Source organism: Pseudomonas capeferrum, from assembly GCF_013523055.1.
GTDB classification, from domain to species: Bacteria; Pseudomonadota; Gammaproteobacteria; order Pseudomonadales; family Pseudomonadaceae; genus Aquipseudomonas; species Aquipseudomonas capeferrum_A.
On record NZ_JAAMQM010000012.1, the window covers coordinates 68889 to 84446 of the forward strand.

A 15558-nucleotide genomic window follows, 5' to 3' on the forward strand; every position below is an offset into this window, starting at 1 on the left:
CTGTGTGGCCACTAGAAGCGTTTTGGTCCGCCCATCAGTGGTAGGACGGGACATGCGCCTGAGCAAGGGCCAGGGTCAGGCGCAGCTCGAAGCGGCTACCAAGGCCGCAGGTCGACTCATGCGACAACTTGGCGCCAATCAGCTCGCCCATCTGCCTGCAGATCGACAAGCCGATGCCCAGGCCACCATAGCGACGGGTCATGGAGCCATCGACCTGGAAGAAACGCTGATACAGGACGGCCTGGTCCAGGTCTTCGAAACCGATACCGCTGTCACTGACGGTGACGGTCAGGACCATGCTGTCAGGCCCGAGGCGTCGCCCGCGCACCTGCAGCAAGACGCCGCCCTGATGGGTGAACTTCAGGCCATTGTCCACCAGGCAGGCCAGACAGCGGGCGAGCTTTTGCGCATCGCCGACCAGGCCGTCAGGAAGCTCGGCCGGTATGTCCAGACTGAGGTAGAGACCTTTGCCCTGGGCCTGCCCGGCATAACCCGCGCGTACCTCCTGGAGCAATCGACGCAGGCTGAAGGGCACAGGATGGGCACGCACGCGGCCCGCCTGCAGCTCGGAAAGAATGAGGATGTCATCGACCATCGCCATCATGTCCTGTGCCGCACCGGTCGCGGTGCGGTGGTACTGGCCAAGTTCGGCGCCCATTGGCAAGGTCTGCATCAGCTCCAGCGAACCGAGCACGCCGCTCATCGGCGTGCGCAGTTCATGGGTGACAGTGGCAAGGAATTCATCCTTGAGACGATTGCTCTTGACCAACTGCTGGTTGAGTACTTCCAGGGTGCGGCCGTTTTCACGCAGGGTCCTGGCCTGTTCCTCGCGCATGCTCTTGATACGGTCTGCCAATGCCAGTGCGAGCAAGGCGACTTCCAGCGCCGAGCCGAGCTGGCTGGCGTACATGGTCAGGAAGACATTAGGCAGGTAACCCAGCACCATCAGGGTATTGACCAGTCCACCCAGGAGAAAGGCCGTCCAGGCAACGATGAAATAGCGCGCGACGCGCAGGCCTCGCGACCAGGCGTAGAGTCCGGCGGCGAAGATGCTGACGGTGAACAACAGCGCCAACACCGTGGCCATGCGCAACGCAACGCCATAGGGCATGCTCACGGCCAACAGCATCACCAGCACACCGCCTGCCATGAGCACCTGCAGAAGACAGTCGAAGCCTCGACCGAGGCGGGCCATCTGCAAGAAATGGCGGGCGAACTGACAGCCGAAGAACCCTGCGGCGCCGATGAACAACGGCGTGGCGGCATTTGCCCACCAGGGGCTGTCCGGCCAGAAGTAAGCCACGCCAGCGCCGTTGACCGATACCTGATAAAGGCCGAACGAGGCGATATAGAGGATGTAGTAGAGGTAACTGATGTCACGCACGCTGATATAGATGACCAGGTTGTACACCAGCATCACCAGCAACACCCCATAGATGATCCCCAGTACATACAGCCGCGTGGGCTGTTGCTCCAGGTAGGCCTCGGCCGACCACAGGGTCAGCGGGGCCTGGATCGATCCTTGACTGTGCAGGCGCAGGTACACCGTGGTGGACTGCCCCGGCCGCAGCGGCACTTCGAAAAGGTAGTTGTCCTGCCTTATCTGCCGGGAGGCATAGGGCAAGGCATCGCCCGTGCGCTGTACCAGGCGGTAGCCACCTTGCTGGTCGGGGAGAAAGAGTTCGAGGTGATCGAGCGGCGGATAAGCCAGCTCCAGTAGCCACTGGCGCGTTGGGGTGGCAAGGGTGGCGTTATAGGAAAGATCGACCTTCAGCCAGAACACCGACGTGGAATAACCAGCGTTGAGCACCGGTTGGTCGTGTGGGCGAAAGCGACTGGCAAACCTCGGCGCGCTGACCTGGCTGATACTTGCGGTACCGTCCGGATCTTCGTAGACCTGCATGACCTTGCCCAAGGGCAGGCTACGGGTGGCATCGTCGATCTCGACAGCCCCGACGAGCATGGGCAACCAGCCCAGCACAATCATCAGCAAATAGTGCATACAGCCCCAGCGTGGTCTGTCCGTTCGTGTCGTGTTGGTCTCCTCTCCCTTTGAGACAACGAAATCCGGCAGGACCCGTTCATTGAAATTGTCCAAGCACTCTAGCATAGCTTCCCCGCGCTGCCAGCAATGGCTACCCGCTTACGCCTAGACAGCTCTAGAACGAGGCTTTCAGCGGCATTTCGAGGCAGCTTCAGGCCTCTCTATCAACGCAAGCCCCACGTCGGACAACCCAGCGAAAAGTGTTTGATGGTAAGCTCGCGCACCATGAATACCTACAGCTCACGCCCCGTTGTCCTCTGTCTATCCGGCCACGACCCCAGTGGCGGCGCCGGCCTGCAGGCAGATATAGAAGCCCTGATCGCTCAAGGCTGTCACGCCGCGCCTGCCGTGACTGCCCTGACCGTCCAGGATACCGTCAATGTGTCCGATTTTCGGGTGCTCGACCGCGAGTGGGTGCTGGCGCAGGCCAATGCCGTCCTCACCGACTCCACCGTCGCGGCTGTCAAGCTGGGCATGCTGGGTTCGATCGAGATGGTCGATACCATCGCCGAGCTGCTGGCCGCGTACCCGCACCTGCCGGTGGTCTGCGATCCGGTCCTGCGCGCCGGTGGCGGCGGTCGGCTGGGCAAGGACGAAGTCGGCTACGCCCTGCGTGAGCGTCTGTTGCCGTTGGCGACCATCGCGACGCCGAACCTGCCCGAAGCGCGCATCCTGGCAGGGCTGCCCGAAGGTACCGCGGACCAGTGCGCCGAACAGCTCCTGCCATTCTGCCGGAACCTGCTGATCACCGGCGGCCATGGCGACGAGGAGGAAATCCACAATCGCCTGTACAGCCGTGACGGCCAGAGCCAGACCTGGATCTGCCAACGCCTGCCGGGTAGCTATCACGGATCGGGTTGCACCCTGGCCAGCGCACTGGCCGGACGACTGGCACTCGGCGAGCAGCTGCAGAGCGCGGTACGCAGCGCGCTGGACTATACCTGGCGAACGCTGCGCGACGCCGAACAACTGGGCAGGGGTCAGTTCGTCCCACGTCGCCTGCCCTTGGATTTCTGCTCCTGACTCCCCTACACGAGGCTTGAAATGAAGCTACGCGGCCTGTATGCCATTACCGACAGCCAACTGCTCGCCGGCCGTTTCCTGTCCTATGTCGAGGCGGCGCTGGAAGGCGGCGTCTGCCTTCTCCAGTACCGGGACAAGAGTGATGACCAGGCCCGCCGTCTGCGCGAGGCCGAGACCTTGATGAAATTGTGCGAGCGCTATGACACGCGGCTAATCATCAATGACGATGCCGAACTGGCCGCGCGCCTGGGCGTGGGCGTTCACCTGGGCCAGACCGATGGCCCGCTGACGCCGGCGCGTGCCTTGCTGGGCCGCGAGGCCATCATCGGCTCTACCTGCCATGCCCAGCTCGAACTGGCGGAGCAGGCCGCGCGTGAAGGTGCCAGCTACGTCGCTTTTGGTCGATTCTTCAACTCCGTCACCAAACCAGGCGCAATGGCTGCCGACCCTGGGCTGCTGAAAGAGGCCCGCGCTCGGATCAAACTGCCGATTGCGGTGATTGGCGGCATCACCCTCGACAATGCCGCCCCGCTGGTGGCCCATGGCGCCGACCTGCTGGCCGTGATCCATGGCCTGTTCGGCGCCGACAGCACGCATGAAGTCACCCGCCGCGCGCGCGCCTTCAACGCCTTGTTCGCTTAATGATTTGAGAGATAGCACCATGTCCAGTACCGAGACCCGTTCCGAATCCCTGTTCGCCAAGGCCCAGAAACACATCCCCGGTGGCGTGAACTCGCCCGTGCGTGCCTTCCGTAGCGTCGGCGGCACGCCGCTGTTCTTCAAGCATGCCGAAGGGGCTTATGTCGTCGACGAGGACGACAAGCGCTATGTCGACTATGTTGGCTCCTGGGGTCCGATGATCTTGGGTCACAGCCATCCCGAGGTGCTTGACTCGGTCCGCAAGCAGCTGGACCACGGCCTGTCCTACGGCGCCCCTACCGCCATGGAAACCGAAATGGCCGACCTGGTCTGCTCCCTGGTGCCCTCGATGGAGATGGTGCGCATGGTCAGCTCGGGCACCGAAGCGACCATGAGCGCCATTCGCCTGGCCCGTGGCTATACCGGTCGCGATGCCATCATCAAGTTCGAAGGCTGCTACCACGGTCACTCCGACAGCCTGCTGGTCAAGGCCGGCTCCGGTCTGCTGACCCAAGGCGTACCAAGCTCGGCGGGGGTACCGGCGGACTTCGCCAAACACACACTGACCCTGCCGTTCAACGACATCGCCGAGGTCGAGAAGACCCTCGCCGAAGTCGGCGATACCGTCGCCTGCATCATCGTCGAGCCCGTGGCCGGCAACATGAACTGTGTACCGCCTGCGCCAGGCTTCCTCGAGGGCCTGCGCGAGCAGTGCGACAAGCACGGCGTGGTGCTGATCTTCGATGAAGTGATGACGGGCTTTCGCGTCTCGCTGGGCGGTGCTCAGGCCTATTACGGCATCACCCCTGACTTGTCGACATTCGGCAAGATCGTCGGCGGCGGCATGCCTGTCGGCTGCTTCGGCGGCAAGCGCGAAATCATGGAGCGCATCGCGCCATTGGGCCCGGTCTACCAGGCGGGCACCCTGTCGGGCAACCCACTGGCCATGGCGGCCGGCTTGACTACGCTGCGATTGATCAGCCGTCCTGGCTTCCACGACGAATTGAGCGCATTCACCTCGCGTCTGCTCGACGGTCTGCAGCAACGCGCCGATGCAGCGGGCGTACCCTTCGTGACGACCCAGGCCGGCGCCATGTTTGGCCTGTACTTCAGCGGCGCCGACGATATCGTCACCTTCGACGATGTGATGGCCAGCGATGTGGAGCGGTTCAAGCGTTTCTTCCACTTGATGCTTGAGGGTGGCGTGTATCTGGCGCCGAGCGCCTTCGAGGCGGGCTTCACTTCCATCGCTCACGGGGATGAGGAATTGAAGATTACGCTGGATGCAGCCGAGCGGGCGTTTGCCGAACTGGCCAAGGTCTAGTTTCTGCGGGCGTCCCGAGATCGAAGCCGGGGTAAAGCGGGTGTCAGATCGGGCACTGGCTTTACCTGCAGGTAGGTGGGTGGGGCATGAATCGTGGCTCTTCCACCGGTGTACCCATCACCACCGCGCAGGCTTGGTAGGCCTTGTTGCCAGGCGAGTCCTTCGGCCTCGATCGCGGGACAAGCCCGCTCGCCACCGGGAGCCTGCCTAGGCCAGGCTTCCAGCGTTGGCCTGGGAAACAAGAGGCGGTGCAAATGGGTTGCACAGAGCCAGTGGCGAGCGGGCTTGTCCCGCGATCGAGGCCGAAGGATTCGCCTGGCAATGCACAGCGCCCAGCCAACTCCATAGATGCGGTAATGCGAAAGCCCAGCGCGGCGAGCTTTGCCATCTCCAAAGCCCCGCTCTCGATCCATTTTGCACTCATGCCCACCTACGCATGCCCCCTTTTCCCCGCCACGCGCCCTTCTGACGTCCCCTGCTCACGCCCTCTGCCCCTACCCCACTGTCACCAACAGAGAAATTCGCGTAAAACTTTGTAAGGTTGGCGCCGCTTATCCCATAATGTGCCACCAGAGACATTGGCCGCAGCTTTGCAGAGGTAAGTCGATCCCCATGAACCGCACCGGCCGCGCCCTGACCCTGGGCTGCCTGTTGCTTCTTCAGCCCCTGCTGGCCCTGGCGGAGGGTGGTAACTCGTTGCTGATTCCGGCGACGGGCCGCTGCACTCTCAATGTCCAGCCCGAGGACCTGGCCAAGGCCCTGGAGGCGTGCGAGCAGACGGCAGAAGCAGGGGATGCGCAAGCGCAATACGAGCTGGGCGAGTTCTACTACAGTGGCGACCAGGCGCCTCGTGACCTCGGCAAGGCGTTGAGCTACTTCGAGCAGGCCTCGCTGCTGGGCCATGCCGAAGCGCAATACCGACTTGGCAGCATGTTCTTCCAGGGTGAAGGGGTGCAGGCCAACAACGTCCAGGCCTATATCGTGCTGAAGATGGCCGCGGTCAATGGCGCCGAGGATGCGCTCGACCTGGCCGATGAGGTGTCGGCCAAGATGCCCCGCGAAGAACTGGAGCACGCCACCCAGGTTCTCGGCCAGATCTTCCGCAAGTACCTGCTGGAACTGCAGAATGCCGATGGGCGTACTCCATTCGCGCCGCTGCCCTAATGGCCTGTACGGTCAAGTTCGACTACCCGAATTAGAGTACCCTCACCTGCCAGGCAAGGCGCGGAGCACGGTCATGGCCCAGCCACGGCGAGCACTGGCAATGCGGCACGGCAAGCCTTGACAGCGAAGTCGAGCAGGAATCAGCTGCCCAGGCCACTCGCTTACTTCTCCGGCATCGGCATCGGGAACGGCATGACATTGCTGCCGCCCTTGGCTTCACTGATCTTCACTGCGCCCGCGCGCTCGACCTCGTCGATACGCACGATCGAGTGCATCGGCACGAAGCTGCGCAGGACGCCATCGAACTGCGCCTTGAGCTTCTCTTCGCTGGGGTCGACCACCATTTGCGTGCGCTCGCCGAAGACGAACTCTTCAATCTCCAGAAAACCCCAGAGGTCGCTCTGGTAGATCTGCTTCGCGTACATCTCGAAGACCTGTCCCTGGTTGAGGAAAATCACTTTATAGAGGGGTGCGTCGCGTTTGGTCATGGTCGAAGGGGGAACAGACTGAGGGAACAAGGTCGGCATCATAGCAAACCGCCCCGGGTTGCAAGGCGGTTATTCACCGTCAGAGCGTCGCGCCGGGACGCCCCGGACCGCCGCGAGCGAAACCCATGACAGGGCCTGGCGACAACTGGATGTCCCTTGATCGTTTCAGTGCTTTCGCCACTGCCATTCAAGGGTTATTCTTGGATCACATCCATTGCCCGTCGAGCGGCTAAAAACGACCTTGAACGCGCCCATAGAACCCCATCGTTTCATCCTCGAACCTTTCGAGGCCCATCGTTTCGCCAACCTGTGCGGACAGTTCGATGAGCACCTGCGTCTTATCGAGCAGCGCCTGGCCATCGAGATCCGCAATCGCGGCAATCAGTTCGAACTGATCGGCGAACCCCAGACCACCTCCTCCGCCGAGCGCCTGCTGCGCCGTCTCTATCGCGAGACCAAGGCGATCGAGCTGTCGCCGGAAACGGTCCACCTGTTCATCCAGGAGTCGGCCGTGGAGACGCTCGAAAACCCTGCGATCAACGAAGTCAGCGTGTCGTTGCGTACCCGCAAGGGCAACATTCGCCCGCGCGGCGTCAACCAGCAGCGCTACGTCAAGGAAATCCTGGCCAACGACATCAACTTCGGCATCGGTCCGGCCGGTACCGGCAAGACCTACCTGGCCGTTGCCTGCGCGGTCGATGCGCTGGAGCGCGAGCAGGTGCGTCGTATCCTGCTGGTCCGCCCGGCCGTCGAGGCCGGCGAGAAGCTTGGCTTCCTGCCCGGCGACCTTGCCCAGAAGATCGACCCGTACCTGCGTCCGCTCTATGATGCCCTGTACGAGATGCTCGGCTTCGAGCACGTGGCCAAGCTGATAGAGCGCCAGGTGATCGAGATCGCTCCGCTGGCCTACATGCGCGGACGCACCTTGAACAACAGCTTCATCATCCTCGACGAAAGCCAGAACACCACGGTCGAGCAGATGAAGATGTTCCTCACCCGTATCGGCTTCGGCTCGACCGCGGTGATCACCGGCGACATCACCCAGGTCGACCTGCCGCGCGGCACCAAGTCCGGTCTGGCTCACGTGATCGAAGTGCTCAAGGGCGTACCGGGTATCAGTTTCACGCATTTCCAGCCCAAGGACGTCGTTCGCCATCCGCTGGTGCAGCGTATCGTCGAAGCGTACGAGCGCTTCGAAGCCCGACCGGCCCAGCCCGAGGCACCCGCGCGCAATGCTTGAACTCGACCTGCAACGGGCGACGGATGCCGCCGCCCCCGATGACGCCGCGTTTCGCCGCTGGTGCGAACTGGGCCTGCGCCAGCGCTCGGCCGACTCGGAGATGACCATCCGCCTGGTCGACGAGGCCGAAGGCCGCGAGCTCAACCACACCTATCGGCACAAGGACTACGCTACCAACGTATTGTCCTTCCCCGCCGATGTGCCTGACGACCTGCTCGACATTCCGCTGCTCGGCGACCTGGTGATCTGCGTGCCCGTGGTCGAACGCGAAGCCGCCGAACAAGGCAAATCGCTTGAAGCGCACTGGGCGCATCTCGTCATTCACGGTTGTCTACATCTGCTCGGCTATGACCATATCGACGACGACGAGGCCGAAGAGATGGAAGCGCTGGAACGGGCACTGTTGGCCGAACTGGGCCATCCGGACCCTTACGCCGACGACGATTGCCATTCAACACACACTGATATCTGCAAGGAACACGAGTAACCGCCATGAGCGAAGATCGATCGAGCAACGGGCAGAAGTCCTGGCTGGGTAAACTGACCCAGGCTTTTGTCCATGAGCCGAAAAACCGCCAGGAGCTCCTCGAGCTGCTGCGCGAAGCCCATCAGAACAAGCTGCTCGACAGCGAAGCGCTGGCCATCGTCGAAGGCGCCATCCAGGTCGCCGACCTGCAGGTACGCGACATCATGGTCCCGCGCTCGCAGATGATCAGCATCAAGGCCAGCCAGACACCCCGCGAGTTCCTGCCGGCGGTGATCGACGCCGCGCATTCGCGCTACCCGGTGATCGGCGAGAGCCATGACGATGTGCTGGGGGTCCTGCTGGCCAAGGACCTGCTGCCGCTGATCCTCAAGGAGAACGGCGACAGCTTCAACATCAAGGACTTGCTGCGCCCGGCCACGTTCGTGCCGGAGTCCAAGCGCCTCAACGTGCTGCTGCGCGAGTTTCGCGCCAACCACAATCACATGGCCATCGTCATCGACGAGTACGGCGGCGTGGCTGGCCTGGTGACCATCGAGGACGTGCTCGAGCAGATCGTCGGCGACATTGAGGACGAGCACGACGTCGAGGAAGACAGCTACATAAAACCGCTACCCAGCGGCGACTTCCTCATCAAGGCGCTGACCCCGATCGAGAACTTCAATGAGTTCTTCGATGGGCAGTTCTCGGACGACGAGTTCGATACCGTCGGCGGTTTGGTCATGAAAGCCTTCGGCTATATGCCCAAGCGTAACGAGACCACCGAGATCGGTGCCTACCGGTTCCGCATTCTCAACGCCGACAGCCGGCGAATCCATTTGCTGCGCCTGACCCCGATCAACCGCCAAGGATAATCATGCACTGGATCACCCGCCCCGGCTGGCCCGGTAACCTGCTGGCCGTGGCGGCCGGTGCCGTTACCTCCCTGGCCCTGGCGCCCTTCGACGTCTGGCCGCTGGCGCTCGTCGCCATCGCTCTCTTCTACCTCGGTTTGCGCGAGCTCGGCCCGCGCCAGGCGCTGGGCCGCGGCTGGTGCTACGGCTTCGGGCTGTATGGCGCGGGGACCAGCTGGATCTACGTCAGCATCAATACTTACGGCGGCGCGTCACCGCTACTGGCGACCTTGCTGCTACTGGCGTTCTTCGCCGCCATCGCCTGGTTCCTTGCCCTGCCCGCCTGGCTCTGGGCGCGCTGGCTGCGCCGCAATGAAGCGCCCCTTGCCGATGCGTTGTGCTTCGCGGCCTTGTGGTTGGTCCAGGAATCGTTCCGCGGCTGGTTCCTCACCGGATTCCCGTGGCTGTACGCCGGCTACAGCCAGCTGGACGGCCCGCTGGCGGGCCTGGCTCCGTTGGGTGGCGTATGGCTGGTTTCCTTCGCCCTGGCGCTGAGCGCCGCCTTGCTGTGCAACCTGCACCGCCTGCGCGCTCGACCGTCATTCCTGGCCGCTGGCGTCTGCCTGTTGCTGGCGCCCTGGGTCATCGGCCTGGCCCTGAAGGATCATGCCTGGACCCGTCCGGCCGGCGAGCCGCTGACCGTTGCGGCTATCCAGGGCAATGTCGAGCAGGACCTGAAATGGGACCCGGCGCACATCGATGCACAGCTGGCGCTGTACCGGGACATGAGCTTCACCTCCAAGCCGGTCGATCTGCTGATCTGGCCGGAAACCGCCGTACCGATACTCAAGGACCAGGCCCAGGGCTACATCGACATGGTCGGCCGTTTCGCCGCGCAGCGACACTCGGCGCTGATCACCGGCGTGCCAGTGCGCGAGATGGTCGATGGACAGCGTCGCTATTACAACGGCATCACCGTGGCAGGCGAAGGCGACGGCACCTACTTCAAGCAGAAGCTGGTGCCCTTCGGCGAGTATGTGCCACTGCAGGACATGCTGCGTGGCGCTATCGAATTCTTCAACCTGCCGATGTCCGACTTTGCCCGCGGCCCGGCCGAGCAGCCGCTGCTGCAGGCCAAGGGGTACCGGATCGCTCCTTATATCTGCTACGAGGTCGTCTATCCCGAGTTCGCCGCAGGTCTGGCCAAACGCAGCGACCTGCTGCTGACTATCAGCAACGATACCTGGTTCGGCACTTCCATCGGCCCGCTGCAGCACTTGCAGATGGCACAGATGCGAGCACTGGAGGCGGGCCGCTGGATGATCCGCGCAACCAACAACGGTGTCACGGCGCTGATCGACCCATTCGGTCGTATCACCACGCAGATCCCGCAGTTCGAGCAGGCGATCCTCTACGGCGAAGTGGTGCCGATGCGGCAACTCACCCCCTATCTGCAGTGGCGCTCCTGGCCACTGGCAATCGTCTGCGCCCTGCTACTGGGCTGGGCTCTGTTGGCAGCGCGTATCGCCAAGACAGTCTGATGGCTTGCACGAATCAGCCACACAGGCCATTAGGGTCGATAGAACAGTCGATAACCGAGCAGGCCAGCCGCTTCATTTAGCAGCTGGCCGCTCTGCCAGATGGCCTTGCCTTCAGGAAGCAGCCCAGCGTAAGGCCGAGCATGATCCCCGCCAAGAAAGCCCACGGGCGCGGCGACCACGTCGAAACCGCTCTGCTCGAAGCTCCAGCGCGCACGCTGCATGTGCCACGCCTGGGTGACCACTACCACGCGACGGATGCCCTCGGGCTGCAACAGCGCCGCAGTCATCTGCGCATTTTCCCAAGTCGTGCGGCTGCTCTCTTCTTCCCAGCGTACGATGACGTCGAAATCCTCTTTCATGCGCTCACCCATCAGCCGGGCTTCGCTCGGTGGCGTGCCGTAGTGCAATCCGCCACTGGTCAGCACCGGCAGGCCCGAGGCCTTGGCCAACCGCGCGGCATAGCGCATGCGCTCGAGCGCGACGCCGCTGGGTTGATCCTGTCCGTCCCAGGCAGGGTCACCGCGCTCGCGACCAGCACCGAGAACCACGATAGCGTCGGCACGCGCCGACAGCCCTGTCCATTCGTCCATGGCCAGGGGCGGCTCGGTTTCCAGCTGACGCGCGGCATGTTCGACCGTCAACGGCAGACTCATCAGCCACAAGCCGCCCAGCCCCAGGGCAAAACACAGCGCGGCCAACCGCGGTCGGCGCGCGCGCAGCCACCAGGCCGCCAGCAGTAGCAGAAAGAGTATGCCCGGGGGCAGGAGCCATTGTTTGATGAAGTAGCGAACCGGCATGCAGGCACCTCCTTGCGAGGTGCGCAGCCTAGAAGGATCGGCGTCGAGTCACAAGCAGGTACTCGACGCCGACCCTTCCAAGACCTGACTATCCGCCGCGCGACAATACGCGCCGCGATCTTGGACAACTACCGCAAAGGCCGTGTCCTGGATTTCGCCGTGGTGGCGGAACGTCTCTTGTCCTTGAGCCATATCACCTTGGCCCCGGACCCCTGCTCAGGCTGCTGATGAAGACCCGCGCTCGCGAAACGGCTTTCCTCGTGGGTATCCAGGTAGGCCTTGATAACCTCGAACTCGGCTCGGCTGAGACCGCGCAGCTCGAGTTCGGCAGGCATTTCATCACGCAAACGCACCGAAGTCCTGGCCACTTCCAGCGCCAGCCCCAGTCGATCGATCAAGCGTTCATAGAGCTCAGGTTCTACTGCGATCAGTTGCGAATCTCCCATCCGTTCACCTCATTGAAGATAACATCACCTCCCCACACCTGAGCTTAGCGCGACTCGTCACGACAGCCTCCCGCCGCGACCAACGGCCCGTAGCAGGGGCCGCGACTCAATCAGGGTTTCCCACGATGCGCGACGCTCATGTATGCTACGGCGTTCACTCCATCGACGCCGGATTGCCGGATGCAGCGTGTTTCGCTGCCTGGACAGGGTCTTTCATCTCTCAGCGCAAAGTAGCCATGCACGAACAATATCAGCCCCGTGAAATCGAAGCCGCCGCCCAGAAGTCCTGGGACGAGCAACAGTCGTTCGCCGTCAGCGAACAGTCGGGCAAGGAGACGTTCTACTGCCTGTCCATGTTCCCGTACCCGAGCGGCAAGCTACACATGGGGCACGTGCGCAACTACACCATCGGCGACGTGATCGCCCGCTACCAGCGCATGCTCGGCAAGAACGTCCTGCAGCCAATGGGCTGGGACGCTTTCGGCATGCCGGCGGAAAACGCCGCGATGAAAAACAACGTCGCGCCCGCCAAGTGGACCTACGAGAACATCGATTACATGAAGACCCAGCTCAAGAGCCTGGGTCTGGCGATCGACTGGTCGCGTGAAGTCACCACCTGCAAGCCCGATTACTATCGCTGGGAGCAGTGGCTGTTCACCCGCCTGTTCGAGAAAGGCGTGATCTATCGCAAGAACGGCACCGTGAACTGGGACCCGGCCGATCAGACCGTACTGGCCAACGAACAGGTCATCGATGGCCGTGGCTGGCGTTCGGGCGCGCTGATCGAGAAGCGCGAGATCCCGATGTACTACTTCCGCATCACCGATTACGCCGAAGAGCTGCTGCAGGGCCTCGACGACCTGCCGGGCTGGCCCGAGCAGGTCAAGACCATGCAGCGCAACTGGATCGGCAAGTCGCGCGGCATGGAGGTGCAGTTCCCCTACGACCAGGCGAGCATTGGTCATACGGGTGTGCTGAAAGTCTTTACCACTCGCCCCGACACCCTGATGGGCGCCACCTACGTCGCCGTCGCCGCCGAACACCCGCTGGCGGCCCAGGCCGCCGAGGGCAACCCGCAGCTGCAGGCCTTCATCGACGAGTGCAAGGGCGGCAGTGTCGCCGAAGCCGACATGGCCACCCAGGAGAAGAAGGGCCTGCCGACTTCCCTGTTCGTCGAACACCCGCTGACTGGCGAGAAACTGCCGGTGTGGGTCGCCAACTATGTGCTGATGCACTATGGCGACGGCGCCGTGATGGCCGTTCCGGCCCACGACGAACGCGACTTCGAGTTCGCTCACAAGTACCAGTTGCCTATCAAGGCCGTGGTACGCACCAGCGCCGGCGACGATGTCGGCGATGAATGGCTGGCCGCCTACGGCGAGCACGGCCAACTGATCAATTCCGGCGAATTCGACGGCCTGGATTTCGAGGGCGCCTTCGATGCCATCGAAGCCGCGTTGATCCGCAAGGACCTTGGCAAGTCGCGCACCCAGTTCCGCCTGCGCGACTGGGGCATCAGCCGCCAGCGCTACTGGGGTTGCCCGATCCCGATCATCCACTGTCCTTCCTGCGGTGACGTACCGGTCCCGGAAGACCAACTGCCGGTCACCCTGCCGGAAAACGTCGTTCCGGACGGCGCCGGCTCGCCCTTGGCGCGCATGCCCGAGTTCTACGAGTGCACCTGCCCGAAATGCGGCACGCCGGCCAAGCGCGAAACCGACACCATGGACACCTTCGTGGAATCGTCCTGGTACTTCGCGCGCTACGCCTCGCCGAACTACGAAGGTGGGATGGTGGATCCGAAGGCCGCCAACCACTGGTTGCCGGTCGATCAGTACATCGGTGGTATCGAACACGCGATCCTGCACCTGTTGTACGCGCGCTTCTTCCACAAGCTGATGCGCGACGAAGGCCTGGTCACCTCGAACGAACCGTTCAAGAACCTGCTGACCCAGGGCATGGTGGTCGCCGAGACCTACTATCGCACCGCCAGCAACGGCGGCAAGGACTGGTTCAACCCGGCCGATGTCGAGATCGAGCGTGACGCCAAGGCCAAGATCATCGGCGCCCGCCTCAAGACCGACGGCCTGCCGGTGGAAATCGGCGGCACCGAGAAGATGTCCAAGTCGAAGAACAATGGTGTCGACCCGCAGGCCATGATCGATGCCTACGGTGCCGACACCTGCCGCCTGTTCATGATGTTCGCCTCGCCACCCGACATGAGCCTGGAATGGTCCGACTCCGGTGTCGAAGGCGCGAGCCGCTTTCTGCGTCGCGTCTGGCGTCTGGCCCAGGCCCATGTCAACCAGGGCCTGCCGGGCAAGCTCGACATCGCGGCGCTGGACGATGCACAGAAGGTCGTTCGCCGCGCCATCCACGCGGCCATCAAGCACGCGAGCACCGATGTCGGTCAGTACCACAAGTTCAACACCGCCATCGCGCAGGTGATGACCCTGATGAACGTGCTGGAAAAAGCCCCGCAGGCGACGGCACAGGACCGCGCGCTGCTGCACGAAGGCCTTGAAGCCGTCACCCTGCTGCTGGCGCCGATCACTCCGCACATCAGTCATGAACTGTGGAATGCGTTGGGCCACGAGCAGTCGGTGATCGACGCCGTCTGGCCGAGCGTCGACGAGGCTGCCCTGGTCCAGGACAGTATCGTCCTGGTGGTACAGGTCAACGGCAAGCTGCGCGGCCAGATCGAGATGCCCGCGACCGCCAGCCGCGAGGACGTCGAAGCTGCCGCGCGCGGCAACGAGAATGTCCTGCGCTTCATCGACGGCCTGACCATTCGCAAGGTTATCGTGGTACCAGGCAAGCTGGTCAACATCGTAGCCAATTGATGGCAACGCCTGCCCGCAGCCAGTGCGGGCAGGCGGAATCGGCTTACAAGGGAGCAACAACATGATCAAACGCAATCTGCTGGTAATGGGCCTGGCCGTGATGCTCAGCGCCTGTGGTTTCCAGCTGCGCGGTACCGGTACCAGCGAGCTGGCCTTGAAGGAACTGGACCTCAGCGCGCGCAATGCCTATGGCGAGACTGTCACCCAACTGCGTCGGGTACTGGAAAACAGCGGTGTCCAGGTTCACGCTGGCGCGCCTTACGAACTGGTCCTGACCAACGAGCAGGAGAGCCAGCGTTCGGCCACCTACTCAGGCGGCAGCCGTTCCTCCGAGTATGAGCTGACCACCGTGTTGAACTACTCCATCCTTGGACAGAACGACACCGAGCTGCTCAGCGACAAGCTGACCGTGCGCAAGATCTACGTGCATGACGGCAACAACATCACCGGTTCCGATCTGGAAGCGGAGCGGGTCCGCAAGGAACTGCGTGCAGACCTGGTCCAGGCCATGGTAGTACGCCTGCAGTTGCTGACGCCTACGCGCCTGGACGGCCTGCAGCAAGAAGCCGACGCCCGTACCAAGGCTCAAGCCGACGCCCTGGAGGCCGCACGCCGCGCCCAGGACGAAACCCCGCAGCAATCGCCGCTGCAGTTGCCTGCCCGCTAACTTGAACGGGGCACTTAGGTGCCCC

14 protein-coding genes are annotated in these 15558 nt (G+C 63.0%); 10 read left to right on the forward strand and 4 right to left on the reverse strand.

Annotation, left to right across the window (positions count from 1 at the left end; genetic code table 11):
• Positions 1-34: 34 nt before the first annotated feature.
• On the reverse strand, positions 35-2002 hold the full coding sequence (locus G7009_RS14880) for a sensor histidine kinase (RefSeq protein ID WP_181130839.1): 1968 nt from the start codon (positions 2000-2002) through the stop codon (positions 35-37).
• 267 nt (positions 2003-2269) lie between these two features.
• On the opposite strand from G7009_RS14880, the gene G7009_RS14885 reads away from it, so the two are divergent.
• The 4 genes from G7009_RS14885 to G7009_RS14900 all read left to right on the forward strand — a co-directional run bounded on the left by G7009_RS14885 (position 2270) and on the right by G7009_RS14900 (position 6194).
• Positions 2270-3067 (forward strand): hydroxymethylpyrimidine/phosphomethylpyrimidine kinase, encoded by a 798-nt coding sequence (locus G7009_RS14885; RefSeq protein WP_181130840.1) that lies wholly within the window; start codon positions 2270-2272, stop codon positions 3065-3067.
• 21 nt (positions 3068-3088) lie between these two features.
• Positions 3089-3709, forward strand: coding sequence for a thiamine phosphate synthase (gene thiE / locus G7009_RS14890; RefSeq protein ID WP_181130841.1), 621 nt, complete (start codon positions 3089-3091; stop codon positions 3707-3709).
• Between the two features lie 19 nt (positions 3710-3728).
• On the forward strand, positions 3729-5030 hold the full coding sequence (gene hemL / locus G7009_RS14895) for a glutamate-1-semialdehyde 2,1-aminomutase (protein WP_181130842.1): 1302 nt from the start codon (positions 3729-3731) through the stop codon (positions 5028-5030).
• Positions 5031-5642: 612 nt separating this feature from the next.
• Positions 5643-6194 carry a tetratricopeptide repeat protein gene (locus G7009_RS14900; protein ID WP_181130843.1) on the forward strand — a complete coding sequence of 184 codons (552 nt, stop codon included), beginning with the start codon at positions 5643-5645 and terminating at the stop codon, positions 6192-6194.
• 161 nt (positions 6195-6355) lie between these two features.
• Here the strand turns inward: G7009_RS14900 and G7009_RS14905 are convergent, their stop codons facing one another.
• Positions 6356-6682, reverse strand: coding sequence for a DUF1820 family protein (locus tag G7009_RS14905; RefSeq protein WP_181130957.1), 327 nt, complete (start codon positions 6680-6682; stop codon positions 6356-6358).
• 241 nt (positions 6683-6923) lie between these two features.
• Between G7009_RS14905 and G7009_RS14910 the strand changes: the two genes are divergently transcribed.
• The 4 genes from G7009_RS14910 to lnt are packed head-to-tail and all read left to right on the forward strand — an operon-like array spanning position 6924 to position 10780.
• A complete protein-coding gene (locus G7009_RS14910) occupies positions 6924-7922 on the forward strand; it encodes a PhoH family protein (protein WP_181130844.1) in 999 nt (332 codons plus the stop codon).
• Positions 7915-8409 carry an rRNA maturation RNase YbeY gene (ybeY, locus tag G7009_RS14915; RefSeq protein ID WP_181130845.1) on the forward strand — a complete coding sequence of 165 codons (495 nt, stop codon included), beginning with the start codon at positions 7915-7917 and terminating at the stop codon, positions 8407-8409. The genes G7009_RS14910 and ybeY overlap by 8 nt, the downstream gene beginning before the upstream one ends.
• A gap of 5 nt (positions 8410-8414) precedes the next feature.
• Positions 8415-9260 (forward strand): HlyC/CorC family transporter, encoded by an 846-nt coding sequence (locus G7009_RS14920; protein WP_181130846.1) that lies wholly within the window; start codon positions 8415-8417, stop codon positions 9258-9260.
• Between the two features lie 2 nt (positions 9261-9262).
• A complete protein-coding gene (lnt, locus tag G7009_RS14925; protein ID WP_181130847.1) occupies positions 9263-10780 on the forward strand; it encodes an apolipoprotein N-acyltransferase in 1518 nt (505 codons plus the stop codon).
• A gap of 29 nt (positions 10781-10809) precedes the next feature.
• Here lnt and G7009_RS14930 read toward each other — a convergent pair whose 3' ends face one another.
• Together G7009_RS14930 and G7009_RS14935 are read right to left on the reverse strand one after the other, a co-directional pair.
• Entirely contained in the window at positions 10810-11577 is a 768-nt protein-coding gene (locus G7009_RS14930) for a YdcF family protein (RefSeq protein ID WP_181130848.1), read from the reverse strand.
• A 128-nt stretch (positions 11578-11705) separates the two neighbouring features.
• Positions 11706-12023 carry a hypothetical protein gene (locus G7009_RS14935; protein ID WP_181130849.1) on the reverse strand — a complete coding sequence of 106 codons (318 nt, stop codon included), beginning with the start codon at positions 12021-12023 and terminating at the stop codon, positions 11706-11708.
• 236 nt (positions 12024-12259) lie between these two features.
• Between G7009_RS14935 and leuS the strand changes: the two genes are divergently transcribed.
• Positions 12260-14866, forward strand: coding sequence for a leucine--tRNA ligase (gene leuS, locus G7009_RS14940; protein WP_181130850.1), 2607 nt, complete (start codon positions 12260-12262; stop codon positions 14864-14866).
• Positions 14867-14927: 61 nt separating this feature from the next.
• On the forward strand, positions 14928-15533 hold the full coding sequence (locus G7009_RS14945) for an LPS-assembly lipoprotein LptE (protein WP_181130851.1): 606 nt from the start codon (positions 14928-14930) through the stop codon (positions 15531-15533).
• Positions 15534-15558 lie beyond the last annotated feature (25 nt).

Excerpts from the sequence above, each read along its gene's own strand:
- G7009_RS14880 (WP_181130839.1), bottom strand. The coding sequence starts at position 2,002 with ATGCACTATTTGCTGATGATTGTGCTGGGCTGGTTGCCCATGCTCGTC.
- G7009_RS14885 (WP_181130840.1), top strand. The coding sequence starts at position 2,270 with ATGAATACCTACAGCTCACGCCCCGTTGTCCTCTGTCTATCCGGCCAC.
- thiE (WP_181130841.1), top strand. The coding sequence starts at position 3,089 with ATGAAGCTACGCGGCCTGTATGCCATTACCGACAGCCAACTGCTCGCC.
- hemL (WP_181130842.1), top strand. The coding sequence starts at position 3,729 with ATGTCCAGTACCGAGACCCGTTCCGAATCCCTGTTCGCCAAGGCCCAG.
- G7009_RS14900 (WP_181130843.1), top strand. The coding sequence starts at position 5,643 with ATGAACCGCACCGGCCGCGCCCTGACCCTGGGCTGCCTGTTGCTTCTT.
- G7009_RS14905 (WP_181130957.1), bottom strand. The coding sequence starts at position 6,682 with ATGACCAAACGCGACGCACCCCTCTATAAAGTGATTTTCCTCAACCAG.
- ybeY (WP_181130845.1), top strand. The coding sequence starts at position 7,915 with ATGCTTGAACTCGACCTGCAACGGGCGACGGATGCCGCCGCCCCCGAT.
- G7009_RS14920 (WP_181130846.1), top strand. The coding sequence starts at position 8,415 with ATGAGCGAAGATCGATCGAGCAACGGGCAGAAGTCCTGGCTGGGTAAA.
- lnt (WP_181130847.1), top strand. The coding sequence starts at position 9,263 with ATGCACTGGATCACCCGCCCCGGCTGGCCCGGTAACCTGCTGGCCGTG.
- G7009_RS14930 (WP_181130848.1), bottom strand. The coding sequence starts at position 11,577 with ATGCCGGTTCGCTACTTCATCAAACAATGGCTCCTGCCCCCGGGCATA.
- G7009_RS14935 (WP_181130849.1), bottom strand. The coding sequence starts at position 12,023 with ATGGGAGATTCGCAACTGATCGCAGTAGAACCTGAGCTCTATGAACGC.
- leuS (WP_181130850.1), top strand. The coding sequence starts at position 12,260 with ATGCACGAACAATATCAGCCCCGTGAAATCGAAGCCGCCGCCCAGAAG.
- G7009_RS14945 (WP_181130851.1), top strand. The coding sequence starts at position 14,928 with ATGATCAAACGCAATCTGCTGGTAATGGGCCTGGCCGTGATGCTCAGC.